This window comes from Streptomyces sp. NBC_01446, from assembly GCF_026340095.1.
GTDB classification, from domain to species: Bacteria; Actinomycetota; Actinomycetes; order Streptomycetales; family Streptomycetaceae; genus Streptomyces; species Streptomyces aureus.
Window position 1 is genome coordinate 297,030 of sequence record NZ_JAPEPO010000001.1, and the last position, 20,127, is coordinate 317,156.

Annotated in this window: 14 protein-coding genes and 2 pseudogenes; 8 read left to right on the forward strand and 8 right to left on the reverse strand. The window is 70.0% G+C overall.

Features of this window, described 5'->3' with window-relative positions; genetic code table 11:
- Nucleotides 1–113 precede the first annotated feature (113 nt).
- A complete protein-coding gene (locus OG456_RS01380) occupies nucleotides 114–2,510 on the reverse strand; it encodes a SpoIIE family protein phosphatase (RefSeq protein WP_323136275.1) in 2,397 nt (798 codons plus the stop codon).
- Between the two features lie 306 nt (nucleotides 2,511–2,816).
- A complete protein-coding gene (locus OG456_RS01385; RefSeq protein WP_266556393.1) occupies nucleotides 2,817–3,782 on the reverse strand; it encodes an antibiotic biosynthesis monooxygenase in 966 nt (321 codons plus the stop codon).
- A gap of 100 nt (nucleotides 3,783–3,882) precedes the next feature.
- Between OG456_RS01385 and OG456_RS01390 the strand changes: the two genes are divergently transcribed.
- Both OG456_RS01390 and OG456_RS01395 read left to right on the forward strand, forming a co-directional pair.
- Nucleotides 3,883–4,710 (forward strand): xanthine dehydrogenase family protein subunit M, encoded by an 828-nt coding sequence (locus OG456_RS01390; protein WP_266556395.1) that lies wholly within the window; start codon nucleotides 3,883–3,885, stop codon nucleotides 4,708–4,710.
- Complete coding sequence (locus tag OG456_RS01395) at nucleotides 4,707–7,424, forward strand: molybdopterin-dependent oxidoreductase (RefSeq protein ID WP_266556397.1); 2,718 nt, start codon at nucleotides 4,707–4,709, stop codon at nucleotides 7,422–7,424. The genes OG456_RS01390 and OG456_RS01395 overlap by 4 nt, the downstream gene beginning before the upstream one ends.
- Nucleotides 7,425–7,493: 69 nt before the next feature.
- Here the strand turns inward: OG456_RS01395 and OG456_RS01400 are convergent.
- A pseudogene (locus OG456_RS01400) lies at nucleotides 7,494–8,791 on the reverse strand (MFS transporter).
- Between the two features lie 360 nt (nucleotides 8,792–9,151).
- Here OG456_RS01400 and OG456_RS01405 point away from each other — a divergent pair.
- Together OG456_RS01405 and argG are read left to right on the forward strand one after the other, a co-directional pair.
- The gene (locus tag OG456_RS01405) at nucleotides 9,152–9,736 is read left to right on the forward strand and encodes a dihydrofolate reductase family protein (RefSeq protein ID WP_266556399.1); all 585 of its coding nucleotides are present in this window, start codon (nucleotides 9,152–9,154) and stop codon (nucleotides 9,734–9,736) included.
- Nucleotides 9,737–9,874: 138 nt separating this feature from the next.
- Entirely contained in the window at nucleotides 9,875–11,323 is a 1,449-nt protein-coding gene (argG, locus tag OG456_RS01410; protein WP_266556401.1) for an argininosuccinate synthase, read from the forward strand.
- 79 nt (nucleotides 11,324–11,402) lie between these two features.
- On the opposite strand, the gene OG456_RS01415 is transcribed toward argG, so the two are convergent.
- Nucleotides 11,403–13,280, reverse strand: coding sequence for an ABC transporter ATP-binding protein (locus tag OG456_RS01415; RefSeq protein WP_266568985.1), 1,878 nt, complete (start codon nucleotides 13,278–13,280; stop codon nucleotides 11,403–11,405).
- A gap of 141 nt (nucleotides 13,281–13,421) precedes the next feature.
- Here OG456_RS01415 and OG456_RS01420 point away from each other — a divergent pair, with 141 nt between their 5' ends.
- The gene (locus OG456_RS01420; protein WP_266556403.1) at nucleotides 13,422–14,186 is read left to right on the forward strand and encodes a crotonase/enoyl-CoA hydratase family protein; all 765 of its coding nucleotides are present in this window, start codon (nucleotides 13,422–13,424) and stop codon (nucleotides 14,184–14,186) included.
- 69 nt (nucleotides 14,187–14,255) lie between these two features.
- Here OG456_RS01420 and OG456_RS01425 read toward each other — a convergent pair.
- The 3 genes and pseudogenes from OG456_RS01425 to OG456_RS01435 form a co-directional block, all read right to left on the reverse strand.
- Nucleotides 14,256–14,366: pseudogene (locus OG456_RS01425) on the reverse strand (phosphohydrolase); the annotation flags it as partial.
- 31 nt (nucleotides 14,367–14,397) lie between these two features.
- Complete coding sequence (locus OG456_RS01430) at nucleotides 14,398–15,717, reverse strand: transposase (protein ID WP_266556405.1); 1,320 nt, start codon at nucleotides 15,715–15,717, stop codon at nucleotides 14,398–14,400.
- 75 nt (nucleotides 15,718–15,792) lie between these two features.
- A complete protein-coding gene (locus OG456_RS01435) occupies nucleotides 15,793–16,713 on the reverse strand; it encodes a GNAT family N-acetyltransferase (protein WP_266556406.1) in 921 nt (306 codons plus the stop codon).
- Between the two features lie 153 nt (nucleotides 16,714–16,866).
- Between OG456_RS01435 and OG456_RS01440 the strand changes: the two genes are divergently transcribed.
- From OG456_RS01440 to OG456_RS01450, 3 genes are all read left to right on the forward strand, one after another.
- Entirely contained in the window at nucleotides 16,867–17,016 is a 150-nt protein-coding gene (locus OG456_RS01440) for a hypothetical protein (protein WP_266556407.1), read from the forward strand.
- Between the two features lie 96 nt (nucleotides 17,017–17,112).
- A complete protein-coding gene (locus OG456_RS01445; RefSeq protein ID WP_266556408.1) occupies nucleotides 17,113–18,123 on the forward strand; it encodes an SPFH domain-containing protein in 1,011 nt (336 codons plus the stop codon).
- A complete protein-coding gene (locus tag OG456_RS01450; RefSeq protein ID WP_266556409.1) occupies nucleotides 18,120–19,019 on the forward strand; it encodes a hypothetical protein in 900 nt (299 codons plus the stop codon). The genes OG456_RS01445 and OG456_RS01450 overlap by 4 nt, the downstream gene beginning before the upstream one ends.
- Before the next feature lie 16 nt (nucleotides 19,020–19,035).
- Here OG456_RS01450 and OG456_RS01455 read toward each other — a convergent pair whose 3' ends face one another.
- On the reverse strand, nucleotides 19,036–19,947 hold the full coding sequence (locus tag OG456_RS01455; protein ID WP_266556411.1) for a YceI family protein: 912 nt from the start codon (nucleotides 19,945–19,947) through the stop codon (nucleotides 19,036–19,038).
- Nucleotides 19,948–20,127: the final 180 nt, after the last annotated feature.

Consider the following 20,127-nt stretch of genomic DNA (forward strand, 5'->3'; position numbering starts at 1 on the left):
CGTGCGATCCCGGTCGCGTCACGTCGGGGCGAAAGGGTGTCGGGGAAGATCCGAGAGCACGACTCCGCACCGCGAGAGGCTCCTCGGACTCCGGGCCGGGCGAGGAATCGAATTCACGGCTCCGGAAACAGGTCCAGTGGTACTTCCTGCCCCAGCCCGATCTCGGCCCAGATCGTCTTGCCCTGGCGGTCGTAGCGCGTGCCCCACATGGCGGTCAGCTGTGCCACCAGGAAGAGGCCCCGCCCTCCTTCGTCCTCGTCGCCGGCGTGGCGGAGATTCGGAGAGGTGTGACCCCCGTCCGAAATCTCGCATATCAGTGTGCGGTCGACGTCCCGAAGCAGGCGCAGGGAGACAGGGGGGCGGCCGTACCGGATGGCGTTGGTGACGAGTTCACTCACGACCAGTTCTGAGACGAACGCCGCCTCGTCCAGCCCCCAGTCCTCCAGCTTCTCCTGGACGAGTGCGCGGACTCCGGCCACCTCGGCCGGGTCGGCGGCGACATCCCAGGAGGCCACGCTGTCCTCGGGGAAGGCGTGGACGCGCACCAGCAGCAGCGCGGCATCGTCATCGGCGGATCCCGGGGCACACAGAGAGACCACCTCGTCGCACGCTTTCTCCAGGGACCCGCCCGAGGCGTCCAGGGCGCCGCACAAGTCCACCACCCCCTCGTCCACGTCCCGGCCGCGCGCCTTGACGATTCCGTCGGTGAACAGGGCGAGCACAGCACCCTCGGCGAACTCGAATTCCACGCTCTCGAAAGGCAGCCCGCCGATGCCCAGCGGGGGGCCTGTGGGCAGGTCGAGCGGTTCAGCGTGCCGGGTGCCTGTCCCACGGCCGGTGGCGACCGGCGGGAGGTGGCCCGCGCTGGCCATGGCGCAGGTGCGGGAGGTGGGGTCGTACACGGCGTACAGGCAGGTCGCCCCGAGCGCCCTGTCCGTCCCCTCGTCGCCCGGCGTCCGGTGTATTCCGACGCGCGCCTGACCCACCAAGTCGTCGAGCCGGGTGAGGAGTTCGTCCGGCGGAAGGTCCAGGGCTGCCAGTGCCCTCACGCTCGTGCGCAACCGTCCCATGGTGGCCGCGGCGTCCACCCCGTGCCCCACCACGTCACCGACCACCAGCCCGACGCGGGCGCCCGACAGCGGAATCACGTCGTACCAGTCGCCCCCGACTCCGAGAGGACCGGTGGTGGGGATGTAGCGGTGCGCGAGTTCGATGCCACTCGGTTGCGGCAGTTCTCGCGGGAGAAGGTCGCGCTGCAGTTTCAGCGCCGTGGTGTGCTCGCGAACGTAGCGGCGAGCGTTGTCCACGCACACCGCGGTGCGCGAGGCCAGTTCCTCGGCGAGGGCGCGGTCCTCCTCGGTGAACGGTGCACGGGGCGGCTGCCGCAGGAGGGTGACCGTGCCGAGCGTGCTGCCGCCCAGGAGCAGGGGCACGGCCAGCAGGCGTTGGTGCGCGGTCATCGGCCGACTGCCGATGACACCCAGCAAGGCATCACTTTGCTCGACGGACGGGGCGCTCGTGGTGCGCTCCGCCATGAGCCGTAGCCCCGTCGGTGCAACGGAGGCCGAGGACGGGGCCTCTTCTCCGGCCAGGACCGACTCCGCGACCTCGATCCGTACGGAGTCGGCGAGATCCGGAACCACGAGCCCCGCGAGTTCCTCCGCCGTTTTCCCGACGTCGAGCGTGGTACCGATCCCGCTGGCTCGGCTGAGCAGCGCCAGGCGAGTCTGTGCCTCGTAGCGATCGGTGACGTCGACGGACGCCTCGCAGACGCCCAGGGGGTGGCCCGCGTCGTCCTGCAGGCGGAAGTACGAGCACGAGTAGACCCGGTAGTACTCGCAGGCGGCGGGGGTGGGCCCGCGCCAATGGACGTCGAGCACGGCTTCGCCGGTGCGCAGCACTTCCTCCAGTACCTCCTCCGTCTCGTGGTACCGAGGAGGGGACAGGATGGCGCCGTGCGGATAGAGCACACTGTTGGCTTGGCCCTCCCATTCGCCGGCGTGCCAGCCCATGACCTGCTGCACGACGTCGTTGGCCCAGTTGAGCTGGGCGTCGGGGCCGTAGACGCTGAGCCCCACGGGAGCCTGTGTGAAGAGCCCGGACAACATCGACTGGTCGGTCACCCACTCCTGATAGCGGTCGCTTGCCGCCGCCATCAGGACCCAGGCGGGCCTCCCCCGGTCCTGCTCCACCGGAAAGACGCGCAAGACCGTCTCCACCAGCGCCCCGTCCGGGCGTCGAACGGTACGTCTCTCGGTCCGGGCGTCCCCGGGTGCCGGTGCCCCCGCTGCCCCGACGCCCTGCAGCCTGTCACCCCGGGCACGGACATCCCGCAGAACCTCGCTCACCGGGCGACCGAGCACATCTCGGGTGTCGGCACCGTAGAGGTTGCGGGCTCCAGGACTCCAGCCAGTCACTCTCCCCTGCGCATCCAGCACGATCATCGCTGCTGTGGTCGTGTCGAAAGGGTTCTTATGACCGGTCTCGCATGATGCGTGCATCGTGGCCATGCGACCTGCCCAGTACCGAAATGTCTGAATTCAAGGCTACGCCTGCGGCCCCACGGCACGTCTTCGCCGCAGGTCACCGCCACTGCGACGAGCCCAGCGCGGACGGTACGCCGGGACCGGTCGAGGCGATCTACCGCGAAAGCAAGATCTCGCAGATTTGCGGAGATCCGCGAGATCTACGAGATCTACGAGGCAACCAACGAGATCCAGAAGTGGATCACCGTCCGGGAACATCTTCGGCAAGGAGATCACCGAAGGAGGTGGCAGGCCGCACCCTGTCCCTGTCCGCGGGAAAGAACGCGTGCGTCAGCCCGTCGTCAGGGCGAAGACGAGGACGGTCAGGGCCCAGCACAGGGCCACGAGCGCCGCGCCTGCCACGTCGAGGCGTACGTGGCGGGTCCGGCCGGGCCGGAGCCAGAAGGCCAGGGCCCGGTTCACCAGCGGCATCAGCAGCCAGGTCAGAATGCTGACGCTCAGTATGTTGCTGAAGAACAGGCCGAGGTAGCCGGGGACGCCCAGGACGTCGAACTCGTGACCCACGGTCAGATTCAGGACCATGACGGTGGGATAGAGCGCCAGCACTACGGTCATGGCCTGTTTCCAGTTGGGCGGGACCTCCTCGCCCTCGTCCGAGCCGAACCGGAACCAGCCGCCGAAAGCCGTCCCCACCTTGCGGACCTCGTAGGACGCGAAATAGTCACGCCCCTCCTCCAGCAGGCGCTCCCTGTTGCTGGAGTCCAGCCAGGCGTCAAGATGCTCACGCGTGTCGTATCGGAAAACGACCACCCAGTGGTCCTGGATTCCCTCGACGGGCTTGAAGAATTCCGTTCCCATGAATCCCGGATATTTCTCCTGCTCCCTCAGGACCTTTTCCTGCCAGCGCTCGAATTCCTGCTCCCTGCCCGGCCGCACGTCGTGCGAGATGACCGCCGTGACCCCCTCCTCCCGGTCGGGCTCCTCGATATGGCCACCGGCGAGGACTTCCTGGGTCGGGGTGCCGTCCAGCAAGGCGCGGCCCTCGGCGAGCAACTCGCGGCGGGCGGCGGAGTCCAGCCACGCCGTGAGCTGGTCCGTCCCGGCAAAACGGAACACGACAACCCATTCGTGATCCTCGCCCGATCCGGGGGGATAGGTCTCCGTCCCCTTGAAACCGTCGAAGTCCCGAACGGCCCGGTTCACCTTCTCCTGCCAGCGGCCGTACTCCTCGTCGAGTCCGGCGCGCACCTTCTGGGAGGTCACGACGGTCGCGCTGCCGCTTGCACGGATACCCATACGGCGTAGTCTAGTTCACAGGGAATTCCAACGACACTTGAATTCTCGCGATGCTCGGGGAATATCCGTCGCACGATTACCGCGCGAGAGACCAGTCTCCATGGACCTCAACACCATCACGGAAGTCGTCCGGCGCCCGCTCAACCGGCCCGGCGCGGACTGGCGCGAAGGCGATGCGTGGCTTGCCGGTGGTACGTGGCTCTTCTCCGTGGAGCAGCCGAGCCTGCGCCGGCTGGTCGACCTGACGGCGTTGGGCTGGGATCCCCTCGTCGCCGACCGCACCGGCCTCGAGATCGGCGCGACGTGCACCATTCGCGATCTGTATTCCTTTGCTTTTCCGGATGACTGGACCGCGGGCACTCTTTTCGCGAAAAGCTGCGAAGCCTTCTTGTCCTCGTTCAAGGTATGGAATTCGGCGACCGTGGGCGGCAATATCTGCCTGTCCCTGCCTGCCGGGCCCATGATCACGCTGACGGTCGCGCTGGAGGCGCGGTACGAGCTGTGGTCTCCCGACGGTTCCGCGCGCACCGTCGATGCCCTCGACTTCGTGACCGGCGACCATCAGAACGTGCTCGGCCCCGGGGAGATCCTGCGGCGCGTCGACATTCCGGCCCATGCCCTGAGGAAACGCACCGCCCACCGCCGCTTCGCGCTGACCCGTCTCGGCCGTTCGACGGTCTTCCTCGTCGGCACTCAGACACCGGGCACGAGCGACCTGTTGCTCACCGTCACCGCCGGTACGACACGACCTGTGCGCCTCGCTTTCGATGCCCTGCCCGATGCCTCGACGCTGCGGCAGAGCATGGACGCCATCCCCGCCGGCCTCTGGTTCGCGGATCCCAACGGGACCCCCGATCACCGCCGCCACCTGACGAAGTACTTCGCCGAAGAGATTCGACGCGAACTGTCGGCCGGTGACGTGCCATGACGTACGTCGTGAACGGCAGGAGTTTCGACGAGGAGCCTGGCCCCGGCCAGTGTCTGCGGACTTTCCTGCGGTCGCTCGGGCACACCGGCGTCAAGAAGGGCTGCGACGCGGGCGATTGCGGCGCGTGCACGGTGTGGCTGGACGGCGCTCCGGTACACAGCTGCATCACCCCCGCATTCCGCGCCGAGAACCATGAGGTGACCACGATCGAGGGGCTCGGGCCTCCCGGACAACTGCACCCGATGCAGCGGCAGTTCCGCGATGGCCCAGGGTTCCAGTGCGGCTTCTGCACCGCAGGGATGATCATGACGTCGGCTACCTTCACCGAGACACAGAAAGCGGACCTGCCTCGAGCGCTGAAGGGCAACCTCTGCCGTTGCACCGGCTACCGGGCCATCGAGGACGCCGTGAAGGGTGTCACCGGCGTCGAGACCGCCGCGCCGGGAAAGGCCGTCGGGACGAGCGTCGGCGCCCCGGCGGGCGACGACGTGGTGACCGGGCGCGCCGAGTTCACGATGGACACCGATGTCGAAGGCCTGCTGCACCTCAAGGTGGTGCACTCGCCGCACGCGCACGCACGGATCGTGTCGATCGACAAGACCGCCGCGCTGGCGGTGCCGGGCGTGCATCGCGTCTACACCTGGGAGGACGTGCCGCGCAGGCGGTTCTCGACGGCGATCCACACCGACCACCTCGTCGATCCGGACGACACGTACATCCTCGACGACACGGTCCGCTTCGTCGGCCAGCGCGTCGCCGCGGTCGTGGCCGACACGGTCGGCGCGGCGGAAGAGGGCTGCCGAAGGGTCGAGGTGGAGTACGAGGAACTGCCGGCGGTGTTCGACCCCGAGGCCGCGATGGCCGACGGCGCTCCCCAACTGCACAGTACAGACGACCCGTTCGTCCGCGATTCCGGCCGCAACATCCTGCTGGAGATCCATTCGCACATCGGCGATGTCGACGCGGGGTTCGCCGAGGCCGACGTGATCCATGAAGGAACGTACTCGTCACCCCGCGTGCAGCACGCGCATCTCGAGACCCACGGCTCCATCGCCTGGGTGGAGAACGGCCGGTTGAACGTGCGTACCAGTTCGCAGTCGCCGTCGATCGCGAAGGTCAAGCTCTCGCATCTCTTCGCGCTTCGCCCGGATCAGCTCCGCGTGTTCTGCAAGCGGGTCGGTGGCGGATTCGGCGGCAAGCAGGAGGTCATCTCGGAGGATCTGGCGGCGCTCGCCGCCCTGGACACCGGGCGACCCGTCTGCTTCGAGTACACCCGCGAGGAGGAGTTCACGACGGCGTCGCCGCGGCACCCGATGAAGCTGACGGTCAGGCTCGGCGCGAAGGCGGACGGCACGTTGACGGCCGTCCAGGTCCGCAATGTGTCGAACACGGGCGCCTACGGCAACCACGGCGGCGAGACCCTGTACGCGGGCGGCGCCGCCATCATGATCTACCGCTGCCCCAACAAGAAGTTCGACGGGTTCTCCGTCTACACCAACACCGTGCCGAGCGGGGCGCTGCGCGGTTACGGGATGACGCAGCCCGCGTTCGCCGTGGAATCGGCGATGGACGAACTGGCCCGCGCCCTGCACCTCGACCCGCTCGAACTGCGGCGGCGCAACATCGTGCGGCCGGGCGACCCTCTCGTCGCCATGCACGACGGCCCCGACGACGTGATGTTCAACGAGAACGGGCTCGGCCAGTGCGTCGATCTCGTGGCTCACGCCCTGGCCCGTGCGGTCAACGAGCCGCCGCCCGGCGCCGGGTGGCTGGTGGGCTCCGGGGTCGCGAGTTCCCTGCACGAGACCGCGCCACCGACCGAGCACCTCTCCGAGGCCTGGGTCACGCTCGGCGACGACCTCGTGTACGAACTGGCCATCGGCACGGTCGAGTTCGGCGAGGGCACGTCGACCGCGCACGTCCAGATCGCGGCCAACCAACTGGGGACGACGCCTTCGCGCATTCGCCTCGTGCAGTCGGACACCGACCGCACGGGATTCGACACCGGCGCGTTCGCGAGCGCGGGACTCTTCGTGGCGGGCAACGCCGTACTCCGCGCGGCCAACGCCGTACGCGACCGCATCCTCGAATTCGCCGCCACGCACACGGGTGTCCACGTGGTCATGTGCTCACTGGGCGACGGGGAAGTCGTCTGCGGGGACCAGCACGTGCCGCTGGCCGAACTCGTCGCGCTGGCCCGCGCGCGCGGAATCCGGTTCACCGCCGCACGCAAGGCCTACGGATCGCCCCGAAGCGTCGTGTCCAACACGCAGGGATTCAAGATCGCGGTGCACCAGGTGACGGGCGAGATCCGCATCCTCTACAGCGTTCAGGCCACCGACGCGGCCGTCGTCATCAACCCGGCGCAGGTCCGGGGTCAGGTGGAGGGCGGGGTGGCCCAGGGCATCGGCTTCGCGCTGACCGAGAACTACCAGGTCGACGCGGGCGGAGCCATGGCCAACCCGAACCTCCGCAACTACCGCATCCCCACCTACGCCGACGTCCCCCGCACGGAACTGCTCCTGGTGAAGTCGGCGGATTCCTTCGGGCCCATGGGGGCGAAGGGGATGGCGGAATGTTGCATCAACCCGGTGGCCCCCGCCCTGGCGAACGCGCTCCACGACGCCACGGGCGTCCGCTACCGCGCGCTGCCCCTGACCCCGGAACGCATCTACAGCCGCCTCAAGGAGAACCGGTCGATACGGACGGCCTGAGCCCCGCCCTCATCCAGCCTTATCCAGGTCTCGGGTCAGCCCTCCGCCCATGGAAATCCGGTGGCAGCATCAGTCCACAAGAATCCGGCGGGCCGGAAGCGTCCGTCCCAGGCGGGCCAGTGGGGACAGCGCCATCAGCAACGGTGACAGCAGCATCCCTGCCGCCGTCACCACGAGGCTGAGGCGTAGCCCCCACTCGTCCGCCAGGAAACCGCCGAGCAGCGAGCCGAGCGGGGTCAGGCCCATGCCGACGAACGTGATGGTCGCCGCCGCCCGGCCCTGCATCCCGTCCGGGGTCAGGGCCTGCCGGACGCCCATCACCGTGACGTTCACGAGCTGGCCGAAGGTCCCGAACACGAGTTGACCGCGACGAGGCCGAGAACCGTTCCCGCGGAGGAACCGTGCAGCGCGGGCACGAACAGGAACGCTCCGTCGCCGAGTGCCGCCGCGGACACGAGCACCACGCCGCACCCGAAGCGGCCCGGCAGTCGGGCGGCCAGCAGCGAGCCGAGGAGCGCGCCCGGCCCCGTGGCCGCGAGCGCGAGACCGACCTCCGTGCCGGACAGGTGCAGTTCCCGTGGCAGGAAGAGCAGATAGACGGTCATCGTCGCCGCCAGCGAGAACTGGAAGGCGGCCGAGGCGAGGCACACGGCCCGTAGCGAGGTGTCGCCGACGACGAAGCGGAGGCCCTCGCTGATCCGCCGCCACACCCGCGGAGGGCGTCGCGAGGGCGGTTGAGTGGGCTCCCGGAGACGCTGCGACCGCTCTTGCGTGGGATCGTGCGTGGGCTCCTGGACCGACTCGCCGCGGCGGATCCGTCGGATCGACAGGAACGACAGCGCGAAGAGGAGAGCGCCGGACGCGGCAGCGACCGGCGCCGTCAGGAGTGAGACCAGCGCCCCGCCGAGTGCGGGGCCGGCGATCTGGGCGGCGGAGCGGCTGCCCTCCAGCGCGCTGTTGCCCCGCACCAGCTGATCGCGTTCTACGAGCCGTACGAGAGATGCCTGGTAGGCCACGTCGAAGAACACGGAGAGGGCCCCGACGGCGAAGCCGGTCACGAGCAGCACAGGCAGGCCGAGCGCGCCGAGGAGCCCTGCCGCGGCGGCGGCGCCCAGGGCCAGCGCGCGGCCCACGTCGGCCCACACCATCACCGTGCGGGTCCGCCACCTGTCCACCCACGCGCCGGCCAGGAGCGAGAGCAGCAGGATCGGCGCCTGCCCCACCGCGCGCAGGACGCCCAGCTCACCGGCGCCGGCGTCGAGCGTCAGGACGGCGCAGAGCGGCAGAACCACCAGTGTTGTGTGTTCGCCGAGTTGGGAGACCGTCTGGCCCACCCAGAGTCGGCGGAAGTCGCGGTCCCGCCACAGGCTTGGGGAAGCAGGTCGTCCGGAAGCGGAAACCACAGAGAAACCGGAGGAATCAGAGGAACCAGAGGGACCAGAGGAATCGGAGGAATCGGAGGAACCAGATGACGCGGACGAACCAGAGGGCGCGGGGGGCACAGGAATCCCTTGCGGTGCAGACGACGAGGCCCGCCACCGGGCGCGCAAAAGGCGCACCGGCGGATCGGGCAGGAGAGAGCTCGCTGTGCCACGCGACAAGGGCAGCACGCGATGACGGGCCGATCACGGCCTACAGCGTCAAAGCGTGCGAGTACGACCGGGCATGCCTCACTCCTCTCGGGTTGCTCGCCGCCCCGACACTAGCCCGTACTGAAGGAGACCGACGTGGGAAAAATCGTGATCAGCGAGAACGTCTCGCTCGACGGGGTCGTCCAGGACCCGACCGGCGAGGAGGGCTTCAGGCGCGGGGGCTGGTTCGACCGGATGGCGGACAAGGACCGGCTGGAGTGGACCAAGGTCGAGTTCGACGAGGCGCTCGGCACGAAGGCGCTGCTGCTCGGCCGGCGGAGCTACGAGTGGTTCGCGGCCCGGTGGCCGTCCCGGAGCGGCGCGTGGGCGGAGCGGCTGAACGCCCTGCCCAAGTACGTCGTGTCCTCGACCCTCGTCGACCCCGAGTGGAACAACTCGACGGTCCTCGACGGCGAGGTGGTCGCCGCGGTCTCGAAGCTGAAGCAGGAGCTGGACGGGGACATCGTCGTCTATGCCAGCCGCAGGCTGGTGCGCACGCTGCTCGAGCACGGTCTGGCCGACGAGCTGCGACTGATCGTCCACCCGGTCGTGCTGGGGGCCGGCGAGCGTCTCTTCGGCGAGACAGGCGCCGAGCTGTCACTGCGCCTCCTCGACACCCGCACCGTCGGCGACGGCCTCGCGGCGCTCACGTATGGGATCGTCCGGGACGCCCATGGGTAACGCGGCCTGAACCCGGGTCGCCCCGCGGTGCGCCGCGCCTCCTCCGCGGTCACGATGAAGGAAGCGTCACGGAGGATGGCGACAGAAAGGGACACCCCTCCCTTTGCATAATCATTCTCCGGGATGCATACTCTTCCTATGTCTAAGGTTCTCACCTCCCTTCCCGCCGGCGAGCGCGTCGGCATCGCCTTCTCTGGCGGCCTCGACACCTCCGTCGCGGTCGCGTGGATGCGCGACAAGGGTGCCGTCCCGTGCACCTACACCGCCGACATCGGCCAGTACGACGAGCCCGACATCGCGTCGGTGCCCGGCCGTGCCAAAACCTACGGTGCCGAGATCGCGCGCCTGGTCGACTGCCGTGCGGCGCTGGTGGAGGAGGGCCTGGCCGCGCTCGCGTGCGGCGCGTTCCACATCCGCTCGGGCGGCCGTGCCTACTTCAACACGACGCCGCTGGGCCGCGCGGTCACCGGCACGCTGCTGGTACGGGCGATGCTCGAGGACAACGTCCAGATCTGGGGCGACGGCTCGACGTTCAAGGGCAACGACATCGAGCGGTTCTACCGTTACGGCCTGCTGGCCAACCCGCATCTGCGCATCTACAAGCCGTGGCTCGACGCCGACTTCGTGACGGAGCTGGGCGGCCGCAAGGAGATGTCGGAGTGGCTGGTCTCCCACGACCTGCCGTACCGCGACAGCACCGAGAAGGCGTACTCGACCGACGCCAACATCTGGGGCGCCACCCACGAGGCCAAGACGCTGGAGCACCTCGACACCGGCGTGGAGACCGTCCAGCCAATCATGGGCGTGCGGTTCTGGGACCCGTCCGTGGAGATCGCCGCCGAGGACGTCACGATCGGCTTCGAGCAGGGCCGTCCGGTGACGATCAACGGCAAGGCGTTCGCCTCCGCGGTCGACCTCGTGATGGAGGCGAACTCCATCGGCGGCCGCCACGGCATGGGCATGTCGGACCAGATCGAGAACCGGATCATCGAGGCGAAGAGCCGGGGCATCTACGAGGCCCCGGGCATGGCGCTGCTGCACGCCGCGTACGAGCGTCTCGTGAACGCGATCCACAACGAGGACACCCTCGCCCAGTACCACAACGAGGGCCGGCGCCTCGGACGGCTGATGTACGAGGGCCGCTGGCTGGACCCGCAGGCGCTGATGGTCCGCGAGTCGCTGCAGCGCTGGGTCGGCTCGGCCGTCACCGGCGAGGTGACGCTGCGGCTGCGGCGCGGCGAGGACTACTCGATCCTCAACACCACGGGCCCCGCGTTCAGCTACCACCCGGACAAGCTCTCGATGGAGCGCACCGAGGACTCGGCGTTCGGCCCGGTGGACCGGATCGGCCAGCTCACCATGCGCAACCTCGACATCGCCGACTCGCGCGCCCGCCTCGAGCAGTACGCGGGCCTCGGCATCGTCGGCACGACGCACCCCGAGCTGATCGGCGCCGCACAGGCGGCGGCGACGGGCCTGATCGGCGCGATGCCGGAGGGCGGCGCCGAGGTCATCGCCTCCCGCGGTGAGGTGTCCGAGGAGGCCGAGCTCCTCGACCGCGCCGCGATGGAGTCCGGCACCGACTAGCACCGACGGGCAGGGCGTGAGCGAGGAGGAGGGGGTGGCCGCTGCGGCCACCCCCTCCTCCTCGCTCTCTTCGAGGCGGCTACGCGGCTTCCACCACGTCCGCCGGGTTCGCGAACTGTGTGCGGTACAGCTCCGCGTACCGGCCGTCCTCGGCGAGGAGCGTCTCGTGGGTGCCGCGCTCCACGATGTGGCCGTCCTCGACCACCAGGATCTGGTCGGCGGACCTGATCGTGGACAGGCGGTGGGCGATCACGACGGCGGTACGGCCTTCGAGTGCCTCCGCGAGCGCTTCCTGCACGGCCGCCTCGGACGTGTTGTCCAGGTGGGCGGTCGCCTCGTCGAGGATGACGACGCGCTGCCGGGCGAGGAGGAGGCGGGCGATCGTCATGCGCTGGCGTTCGCCGCCTGAGAGGCGGTAGCCGCGCTCGCCGACGACGGTGTCGAGGCCGTCGGGCAGGGAGTGGACCAGGTCCTCCAGGCGGGAGCGGCGAAGGACGTCCCACAGGTCGTCCTCGCTCGCTCCGGGCCTGGCCAGGAGGAGGTTGGCGCGGACGCTGTCGTGGAAGAGGTGGCCGTCCTGGGTGACCATGCCGAGGGTCTCGCGCAGGGATACGGCGGTCAGGTCGCGGACGTCGACCCCGCCGATGCGTACGGCGCCCTCGTCGGTGTCGTAGAGGCGGGGCATGAGCTGGGCGACGGTCGACTTGCCGGCGCCGGAGGTGCCGACGAGGGCGACGGTCTGGCCGGGTTCGGCGCGGAACGAGATGCCGTGCAGGACCTCGGCGCCCCCGCGGGTGTCGAGCGAGGCGACCTCTTCGAGGGAGGCGAGGGAGACCTTGTCGGCGGACGGGTAGCCGAAGCGGACGTCCTCGAACTCCACCGCGACCGGCCCCTCGGGCACCTCTCGGGCGTCCGGCTTCTCGTCGATCAGCGGCTTGAGGTCGAGCACCTCGAAGACGCGCTCGAAGCTGACGAGGGCGCTCATGACCTCGACGCGGGCTCCGGCCAGGGAGGTCAGCGGCGCGTAGAGGCGGGTGAGGAGCAGGGCGAGGGAGACGACGGCGCCCGCGTCGAGGGTGCCTTCGATGGCGAAGTAGCCGCCCAGGCCGTAGACGAGCGCGAGGGCGAGGGCCGAGACGAGGGTGAGCGCGGTGATGAACGCGGACTGCGCCATGGCCGTGCGGACGCCGATGTCCCTTACGCGGGCTGCGCGGGCGGCGAACTCGGCGGACTCGTCGCCGGGCCGGCCGAACAGCTTGATCAGCGTGGCGCCGGGGGCCGAGAACCGCTCGGTCATCCGGGTTCCCATGGCCGCGTTGTGCGCGGCCGCCTCGCGCTGGAGCCGGGCCATCCGCGTACCCATGCGCCGCGCGGGCACCACGAACACCGGCAGGAGCACGAGTGCGAGGAGCGTGATCTGCCAGGACAGCGTGAGCATGACGGCGAGGGTGAGGACCAGGGTCACAACATTGCCGACCACGCCGGAGAGCGTGTTGCTGAACGCTCTCTGCGCGCCGATCACGTCGTTGTTGAGCCGGCTGACGAGGGCGCCGGTGCGGGTTCTCGTGAAGAAGGCGACGGGCATGCGCTGCACGTGGTCGAAGACCGCGGTGCGCAGGTCGAGGATCAGGCCCTCGCCGAGGTTGGCCGAGAGCCAGCGGGCGACGATGCCGAGGCCCGCCTCCGCGAGGGCGATGACGGCGATGAGGAGGGCGAGGCGGATGACGGTGCCCTCGTCCTTGCCGGCGACGATGGTGTTGACGACGTGCCCCGCGAGGACCGGGGTCGCCACGGCGGTCAGCGCGGTGACCACGCTCAGGACGACGAACTGGGCGATCCGGCGCCGGTGCGGACGCGCGAAGGCGGCGATGCGGCGCAGGGTGGCGGGGGCGAAAGGTCGGGTGTCCTGCTGGGCGTTCATGACGCTGTGCAGCTGCGTCCACGCCGTGGTCTCCATGCTCATGAAGTAGACGGTAAGACCTAAAGCAAAGTTGAGGTCAACCGAAGGGTTCAATTCGCGGTGGGGGGCGCCTGGGAGGGGCGCGGGCGACGTGCCACGCTGGGCATCACCCAGCGACGATCACTCAGGAGGGTCCGGATGCCGGTCCGCGTCGAGCGCCGAGGGCATGTCACCACGGTCGTACTGTCCCGCCCCGAGGTCCGCAACGCGGTCGACGGGCCCACGGCGGCCGAGCTGGCCGCCGCCTTCAAGGAGTTCGACGCCGACGCATCCGCACGCGTAGCGGTGCTCTGGGGCGAAGGAGGCACGTTCTGCGCGGGCGCCGACCTCAAGGCCATCGGCACTGAGCGCGGCAACCGGGTCGCCGAGGAGGGCGACGGGCCGATGGGCCCGACCCGCCTGCGGCTGTCCAAGCCGGTGATCGCCGCCGTGAGCGGGCACGCGGTGGCCGGGGGTCTCGAACTGGCGCTCTGGTGCGATCTGCGGGTCGCCGAGGAGGACGCCGTGTTCGGGGTGTTCTGCCGGCGCTGGGGTGTGCCCCTCATCGACGGCGGCACGGTGCGGCTGCCGCGGCTCATCGGCGAGAGCCGCGCCATGGACCTGATCCTGACGGGCCGCCCGGTGCCCGCCCCGGAGGCGTACGCGATGGGGCTCGCCAACCGCCTTGTGCCGCCCGGCCGGGCGCGTGCCGAGGCGGAGGAGCTCGCTGAGCAGATCGCGGGCTTCCCGCAGGCCTGTATGCGCGGCGACCGCGCCTCCGTTCTGGACCAGGCGGGCCAGGGCGAGGAGGCGGCCATGGCGGGTGAACTGCGCTACGGAACAGCCGTGCTGGAGGAGAGCCTGAAGGGGGCCGCGCGGTTCGCGTCGGGGGCGGGGCGGCACGGGTCGTTCACCGACACGTGACCCGGCGCCGCGCCCGCCCCCGGCGAACGGTCAGTCGGAGGTGTGCAGCGGGACCGTCAGCTGAGTCAACTCGGACAGATTGAGGTCCCAGTGGGTGTGCCCGGAGAAGAGGAACACGTCCTTGTGGCGGCCCAGGATCGACAGGAGCCGGTCGGGCTGGAGGTAGTCGCTCATTTGAAGTGCTCTCCCGGTGAAGCCGGGAGATTCCTGCCTACCTTGCGGTGGCGGGCTTGACGCGACGAGCGCGCCTTGCGACTGCCCTCCCGGCAGCCGGGATGAGCGCGCGGCCCATCCGGTAGAGGTGCAAGATGTTCCGGGCGGCGTTCCAGTCGGCGTTCGCCTCGAAGCCGCAGTCGGGGTTCTTGCACACGAACGTGGCCTGGTCCTCCCGGCTGCCAGGCGTGGTGACACCACAGGCCGAGCAGCGCTGGGAGGTGCCGGGGGCGGGAACCTTGTGCAGGGTGCCGCCCTGGCGGGCGGTCTTGTACGTCAGCATCGCGATCGTCCGGCCCCAAGCCTCTTGGGAGATGGAGCGGTTCAGCCCTGACTTCTGCTTGACGTTCTTCCCTGGTTCCTCGACGGTTCCCTGAGCGGACTTGACCATGTTCGCGATGGTGAGCTGTTCGACCACGACCGTGCCGTACTGCCGGGCGATTGCTGTGGTGGTCTTGTGCTGCCAGTCAGTCGCCCGACGCGTGGCTTTGGCGCGGAGCTGCTTGATCTGGTCGTAGGTGCGATGCAGGCGGCGGCTGGCCCTCTCACCGGGCTTGCGGTGCAGCTTGCGCCAGGCGGCTCGCTGCTCCAAGCGCAGGAGCTTGGCTTTCTCCTGGGGACTGAGCCACTTGTCCCGGTCGGCTGTGCCGTCCGGGAGCCGGGGCGGACGTCCGTGGTTGTGGTGGTTGCCATCGGAGAGTGCGAGGGGGAGGTTGACACCGGCGTCAATGCCGACCTCAGGCCCCTGGTGGGGCTCGGACGCGACCTCCAAGGTCTGGACGCGGAAGGCGATGTGCCAGCCGAGCGCATCCTTGACCAGTCGGGCCCCGGTGATCCGGTTGTCGCCGTCGGCGTTCTTGCCCACGGGCAGGTCTTTGGTCCAACGGAAGCGGACCCGTCCGACCTTGGGAATGCTGACCATGCCCCACCGGCGGTGCACACGCTTGATCTGGAGATCACGGCCCTGCGGAATGTCCACACTCATCACCGACCGGAACCGGCCCTTGAACGTAGGCGCATCAGCACGGCCGTCCCAGCAGTTCTTCCAGGCCTGGAAGTACGTCTTCAGCACAGCCTGCGCGGCCTGCGCCGGGAGCACAGCAAGGAACTCGACGTCCTTGCGGGCCTGCCTGATCACGGCATCCGCGTTCGCCAGAGTCCGCTTCTCCTTGGGCATCATCTGCCACCAGGCATGCAGGCAGTTCCACATGGTGCGGGCAGCGTGCGCCTGATCGTCAGCCTTGAACGCCAGGGCAGGGGGCAGGGCCAGTCGGGCACGATGGCCGAACTGCCGTCTCTCCAGCCCGTGTTCACTCACAGCAACCAGCCTAATGCAGTTGGTTTATGTCGCCGCGATGGGGCCCGAATCCGGACGTGCGCACGACGACAGGGCCTAACCCAGTTCGAGCGTCGTGACACCGAAGACGCGCTCCTCGGCGAACGGCCGGACGGGGCCGGTGTACATGCGGGCCGTGGCGAACCCGGGGGTCAGGCCGTACGCCTCGGCGAGTGCCACGGCGGCCGGGTTGGATTCGGGCACGTCCACGGCGACCGGGGCCCGGCCGACCGTGGCGAGCAGGGCGTCGAACAGCGCGCGGGCGCCCTGCGGGGTGTCCGCGAACAACGGACCGACGCGGAAGGTCTCGCGGCCCGGGCGGATGACGCCGTAGCCGGTGACGCGGCCGTCGACGACGCGGGCGAGCGCGCGATGCCCGTCACCGGCGAGCCAGGAGGCGAGGAAGCGGGGGCGCTCCGCGGGGTAGCAGGCACTGTCGTACAGGGCAATGGACTTGAGGCCGCCCGCCTCGGAGACAGGAATGACGGTGCCGGGTGCGGGGTCGCCTTCGGCCGGTCGCGGGGCCTGCGGTACGCCTGCGTAACGGACGGTCGTGTGCGCGAGCTCGAAGCCGGACTTGCGGTAGTTGTCCTGCTGGGCGGGGACGCCGTCCAGGCCGACCGTCCTGCCGCCCGCGTGTGCGAGGCCCGCCTTCCAGGTGGCGATTCCGTAGCCGCGGCCGCGCAGGTCGGACCGTACGAGGTAGAAGCCGAGGAAGGCGTAGTCGTCGCCGTAGTTGACCACGGAGATCGCGGAGACCGGCTCGCCGTCGATCCGGCCGATGAAGAAGCCGTCGGGATCCTGGGCGAAGAAGCTGCGGGCGTCGGCGAGGCCCGGGTTCCAGCCCTCTTCCGCCGCCCAGCCGCTGATGACGGCCCAGTCGTCGAGCGTGGCCCGGGTGATGTCGAGCCGCTCGGGCACCTCGGGGGTGCCGGCGGTCCGGTGGTTGCCGGAGGTGTGGGGGTCCGGTCGCGTCATCGTCGCCTCTCCGTTCCTGCGCGGCGCACCCTGGCCCGCCGCCTTGATCCCTGCCGGGCCCATCCTTCCCGATCGCCTCCCTCCGCCGCGACCACTGAGGCACGATGATCGGGCACCTGACCGAACTGAGCTGCTTCACAAGGGAGTTGCCGCATGGGGGAGATCCCGCCGCCGTCCGTCGACCGGATCGACACCAGCAAGCCGCATCCCGCACGGGTCTACGACTGGTCGGAGCTCGGCGTGGACGAAGTCAGGAACGGTTCACCGGTGCCGCTGTACGCGGGGGTGGCGCGCAAGCCGTGACCCTGGGCCGCCCCCAACAATCTTTATGGTCACCTTGACTATATTCACGGTGCGTCATATCGTCGCCATGACGAAAACAATCAGGGGGTTCCCGTCATGGCCGACATCAAGCGACGCTTCGGACTGCACCACCTGCGCTCCGCGCCCACCGCCCACATCCGCCACCAGAAGCGCGGCGCGCCCGCCCACGACGGCACGGGTCTGAGCTTCTGGTTCCGGGCGCTGAGCGCGGCGCTGTCCGAAGTACCCGTGGACGACCGGGAGTTGGCTGTCACGTTCCATGCGCGGACCGCCGACTTCCAGGACGTCGCCGTGCAGGCCTCGGTGACGTACCGGATCAGCGACCCCGCGCTCGCCGCCGCCCGGCTCGACTTCTCGCTCGACCCGGACACCGGCGCCTGGCGCGGCACGCCCCTGGAGCAGTTGTCCGCGCTGCTCACGGAGACGGCGCAGCAGCACGCGCTGGACGTCCTGGCGCGCACCCCGCTCGCGGAGGCCCTCGCCGACGGTGTGACGGCGGTGCGCGAACGGGTCGCGGCGGGTCTCGCCGCCGAGCCCCGGCTGCCCGCCACCGGCGTGGAGGTAGTCACCGTGCGCGTCGTGGCGCTGCGCCCCGAGCCCGAGGTGGAGCGGGCGCTGCGCACGCCGGCCCGGGAGCGGATCCAGCAGGAGGCGGACCGGGCGACGTACGAGCGGCGGGCGGTGGCGGTCGAGCGGGAGCGCGCCATCGCCGAGAACGAGCTGGGCAGCCGCATCGAACTGGCGCGGCAGGAAGAGCAGTTGGTGCAGCAGCGCGGCACGAACGCGCGCCGCGAGGCCGAGGAGAACGCGGCGGCGGACGCGGTACGCGCCGAGGCGGAGGCCGCGCGGGCGGTGCGCCTGGCCGGCGGCGAGGCGGAGGCGGCACGCGCGGTCGGCGAGGCGCGGGCGCACGCGCAGGAGGCGTGGCTGCGGGTCCACTCCGAGGTCGACGCCGCGACCCTGCACGCGCTCGCCGCCACACAACTGGCACAGAACGTGCCGCGGATCGAGAACCTGACCCTCTCCCCCGACGTGCTCACGGGCCTGCTCGCCCGGCTCGGCCACGACCGGGGTGAGCGATCGTGACGCTCGCCCCGCGTGCCGTACTCGTCCACCGGACCACGGAGTACGAGGAGTTGCTGGCCCGGCACGGCACGCACGGCCAGGCCGCCTTCTTCCTCTCCTCGCGCGGGCGCTCCGTCGAGGAGGTGGCCGAGCGCCATCACCGTACGGCGCGCGCCCTCGCGGAGGTCGCGGCGGCCGTGCCGCTGTCGTGGCGCAGGACCCGTCTCGAGCGGGCGGATCTGGACCGGTTCCTGTTCGGCCCGGAGGACGTGGTGATCGTCGTGGGGCAGGACGGTCTGGTCGCGAACGCGGCCAAGTATCTGTCGGGGCAGCCGGTCGTCGGCATCGACGCGGATCCGGGGCGCAATCCGGGGGTTCTGGTGCGGCACCGAGCGGCCGACGCGGCGAAACTGCTGCCGGCCGCCGTTTCCGGCCGGGCATCCGCCGACGAACTCACCATGGTGGAGGCGGTCGCCGACGACACACAGCGGATTCTCGCGCTCAACGAGATCTACCTCGGTCCGCCGTCGCACCAGACGGCGCGCTACCGGATCGGTCCCGACGACGACACGCACGCGGCCGAGCCCCAGGCCTCCTCAGGCGTCCTGGTCGGCACCGGGACCGGCGCCACCGGCTGGCTGCGTTCACTGTGGCAGCAGCACGCGAGCACGCTGCCGCTGCCGGGCCCGGCGGAGCCCCGGCTGCTCTGGTTCGTGCGGGAGGCCTGGCCCTCCCCCGCCACCGGGACGTCCCAGGTGGAGGGCTCCCTCGGCCCCGCCGACCGCCTGCGCGTCACGGTCGAGTCCGACCGCCTGGTCGCCTTCGGCGACGGCGTGGAGAGCGACGCGCTGGAACTGACCTGGGGTCAGACGGTGCGCGTGGGACGGGCCCGGGAACGGCTGCGGCTGGTGGCCTGACGTCAGATCAGGCGTCCTATTCCGGCGGCGTCGGGGTGTCGTGGCTGTGGTACATCGCCTGGATGTCCAGCTCCAGCTTCACCGTGGGACCGACCACGGCGATGCCGCGGGCCAGCATGCTCCGCCAGTCCAACGTGTAGTCCTCCCGGTGGAGTTCGGCCGTGGCGAGGGCCGCGCAGCGCAGCTCCTCCGCGTAACCGCCGTTGACCATGCCGAGATAGCCGGTGTCCAGCTCCACCGTGCGGCTGACGCCGTGCATGGTCAGCGCGCCCTGGATCGTCCACTTGGTGCCGCCGCGGTACAGGAAGCGGTCGGAGGAGAAGTGGATGTACGGGTAGCGCTCGACATCGAGGAAGTCGGCCGACCGCAGGTGGTTGTCCCGGGTCTTGTTGCCCGTCGTGATGCTCGCCGCGTCGATCCGCACCTCGACCCGCGAGTCCGCCATGTCGTTCGCGACCTGGATGCCGCCGTCGAAGCGGGTGAACCGGCCGTGGACGTGCGCCATGCCGACGTGCTTGGCGATGAACCGGATCGCGGTGTGCGGCGGGTCGAACAGCCAGGTGCCGGGCTGCGGCAGCTCCGGCGGGCGCCCCATGTGCAGCTGCACCGAGGTCAGCGGGAGCGTCTCACCGGCGACGACGTCGACCGTCTGCTGGTGGGGCTGGAGTCCGTCGGCCGCGATCATGACGCCGTACCGGCCGGGCGGGAGCGTGAGGAAGACGAGGCCGTACGGGTCGCTGACCGCCTTCGCCACGACGCGGCCGTTGTCGACCCGCGTCACCGTGATGTCCGCCCCCGACATCGGCTGCCCCATGGGGTCGGCCACCTCGCAGTGGAAGGCGCCGGCGCCGTGCGGCACGGGGTGCACCAGTCCTGCCCCGCGCGGGTCACGTCCGGACCGGCTCCTCCTGAACAGCGCGAGGGGCATGCAGATCACCTTCCGACTCGGCCGCAGAAGCTCCGCAGCGGGCTCGCACATACGATCCCATGGCCGCGATCTCCGCTGATCAACGGCGCTAAGTGTTACCGGCGGCAACTGCATGGTGAATACACGGGAATCCGACATTCCGCCGCCGGGGCGCCTCAGATTCCACACTTCCCTCACCTT

Excerpts from the sequence above, each read along its gene's own strand:
- OG456_RS01380 (WP_323136275.1), bottom strand. The coding sequence starts at position 2,510 with ATGGCCACGATGCACGCATCATGCGAGACCGGTCATAAGAACCCTTTC.
- OG456_RS01385 (WP_266556393.1), bottom strand. The coding sequence starts at position 3,782 with ATGGGTATCCGTGCAAGCGGCAGCGCGACCGTCGTGACCTCCCAGAAG.
- OG456_RS01390 (WP_266556395.1), top strand. The coding sequence starts at position 3,883 with ATGGACCTCAACACCATCACGGAAGTCGTCCGGCGCCCGCTCAACCGG.
- OG456_RS01395 (WP_266556397.1), top strand. The coding sequence starts at position 4,707 with ATGACGTACGTCGTGAACGGCAGGAGTTTCGACGAGGAGCCTGGCCCC.
- argG (WP_266556401.1), top strand. The coding sequence starts at position 9,875 with ATGTCTAAGGTTCTCACCTCCCTTCCCGCCGGCGAGCGCGTCGGCATC.
- OG456_RS01415 (WP_266568985.1), bottom strand. The coding sequence starts at position 13,280 with ATGGAGACCACGGCGTGGACGCAGCTGCACAGCGTCATGAACGCCCAG.
- OG456_RS01420 (WP_266556403.1), top strand. The coding sequence starts at position 13,422 with ATGCCGGTCCGCGTCGAGCGCCGAGGGCATGTCACCACGGTCGTACTG.
- OG456_RS01435 (WP_266556406.1), bottom strand. The coding sequence starts at position 16,713 with ATGACGCGACCGGACCCCCACACCTCCGGCAACCACCGGACCGCCGGC.
- OG456_RS01440 (WP_266556407.1), top strand. The coding sequence starts at position 16,867 with ATGGGGGAGATCCCGCCGCCGTCCGTCGACCGGATCGACACCAGCAAG.
- OG456_RS01445 (WP_266556408.1), top strand. The coding sequence starts at position 17,113 with ATGGCCGACATCAAGCGACGCTTCGGACTGCACCACCTGCGCTCCGCG.
- OG456_RS01455 (WP_266556411.1), bottom strand. The coding sequence starts at position 19,947 with ATGCCCCTCGCGCTGTTCAGGAGGAGCCGGTCCGGACGTGACCCGCGC.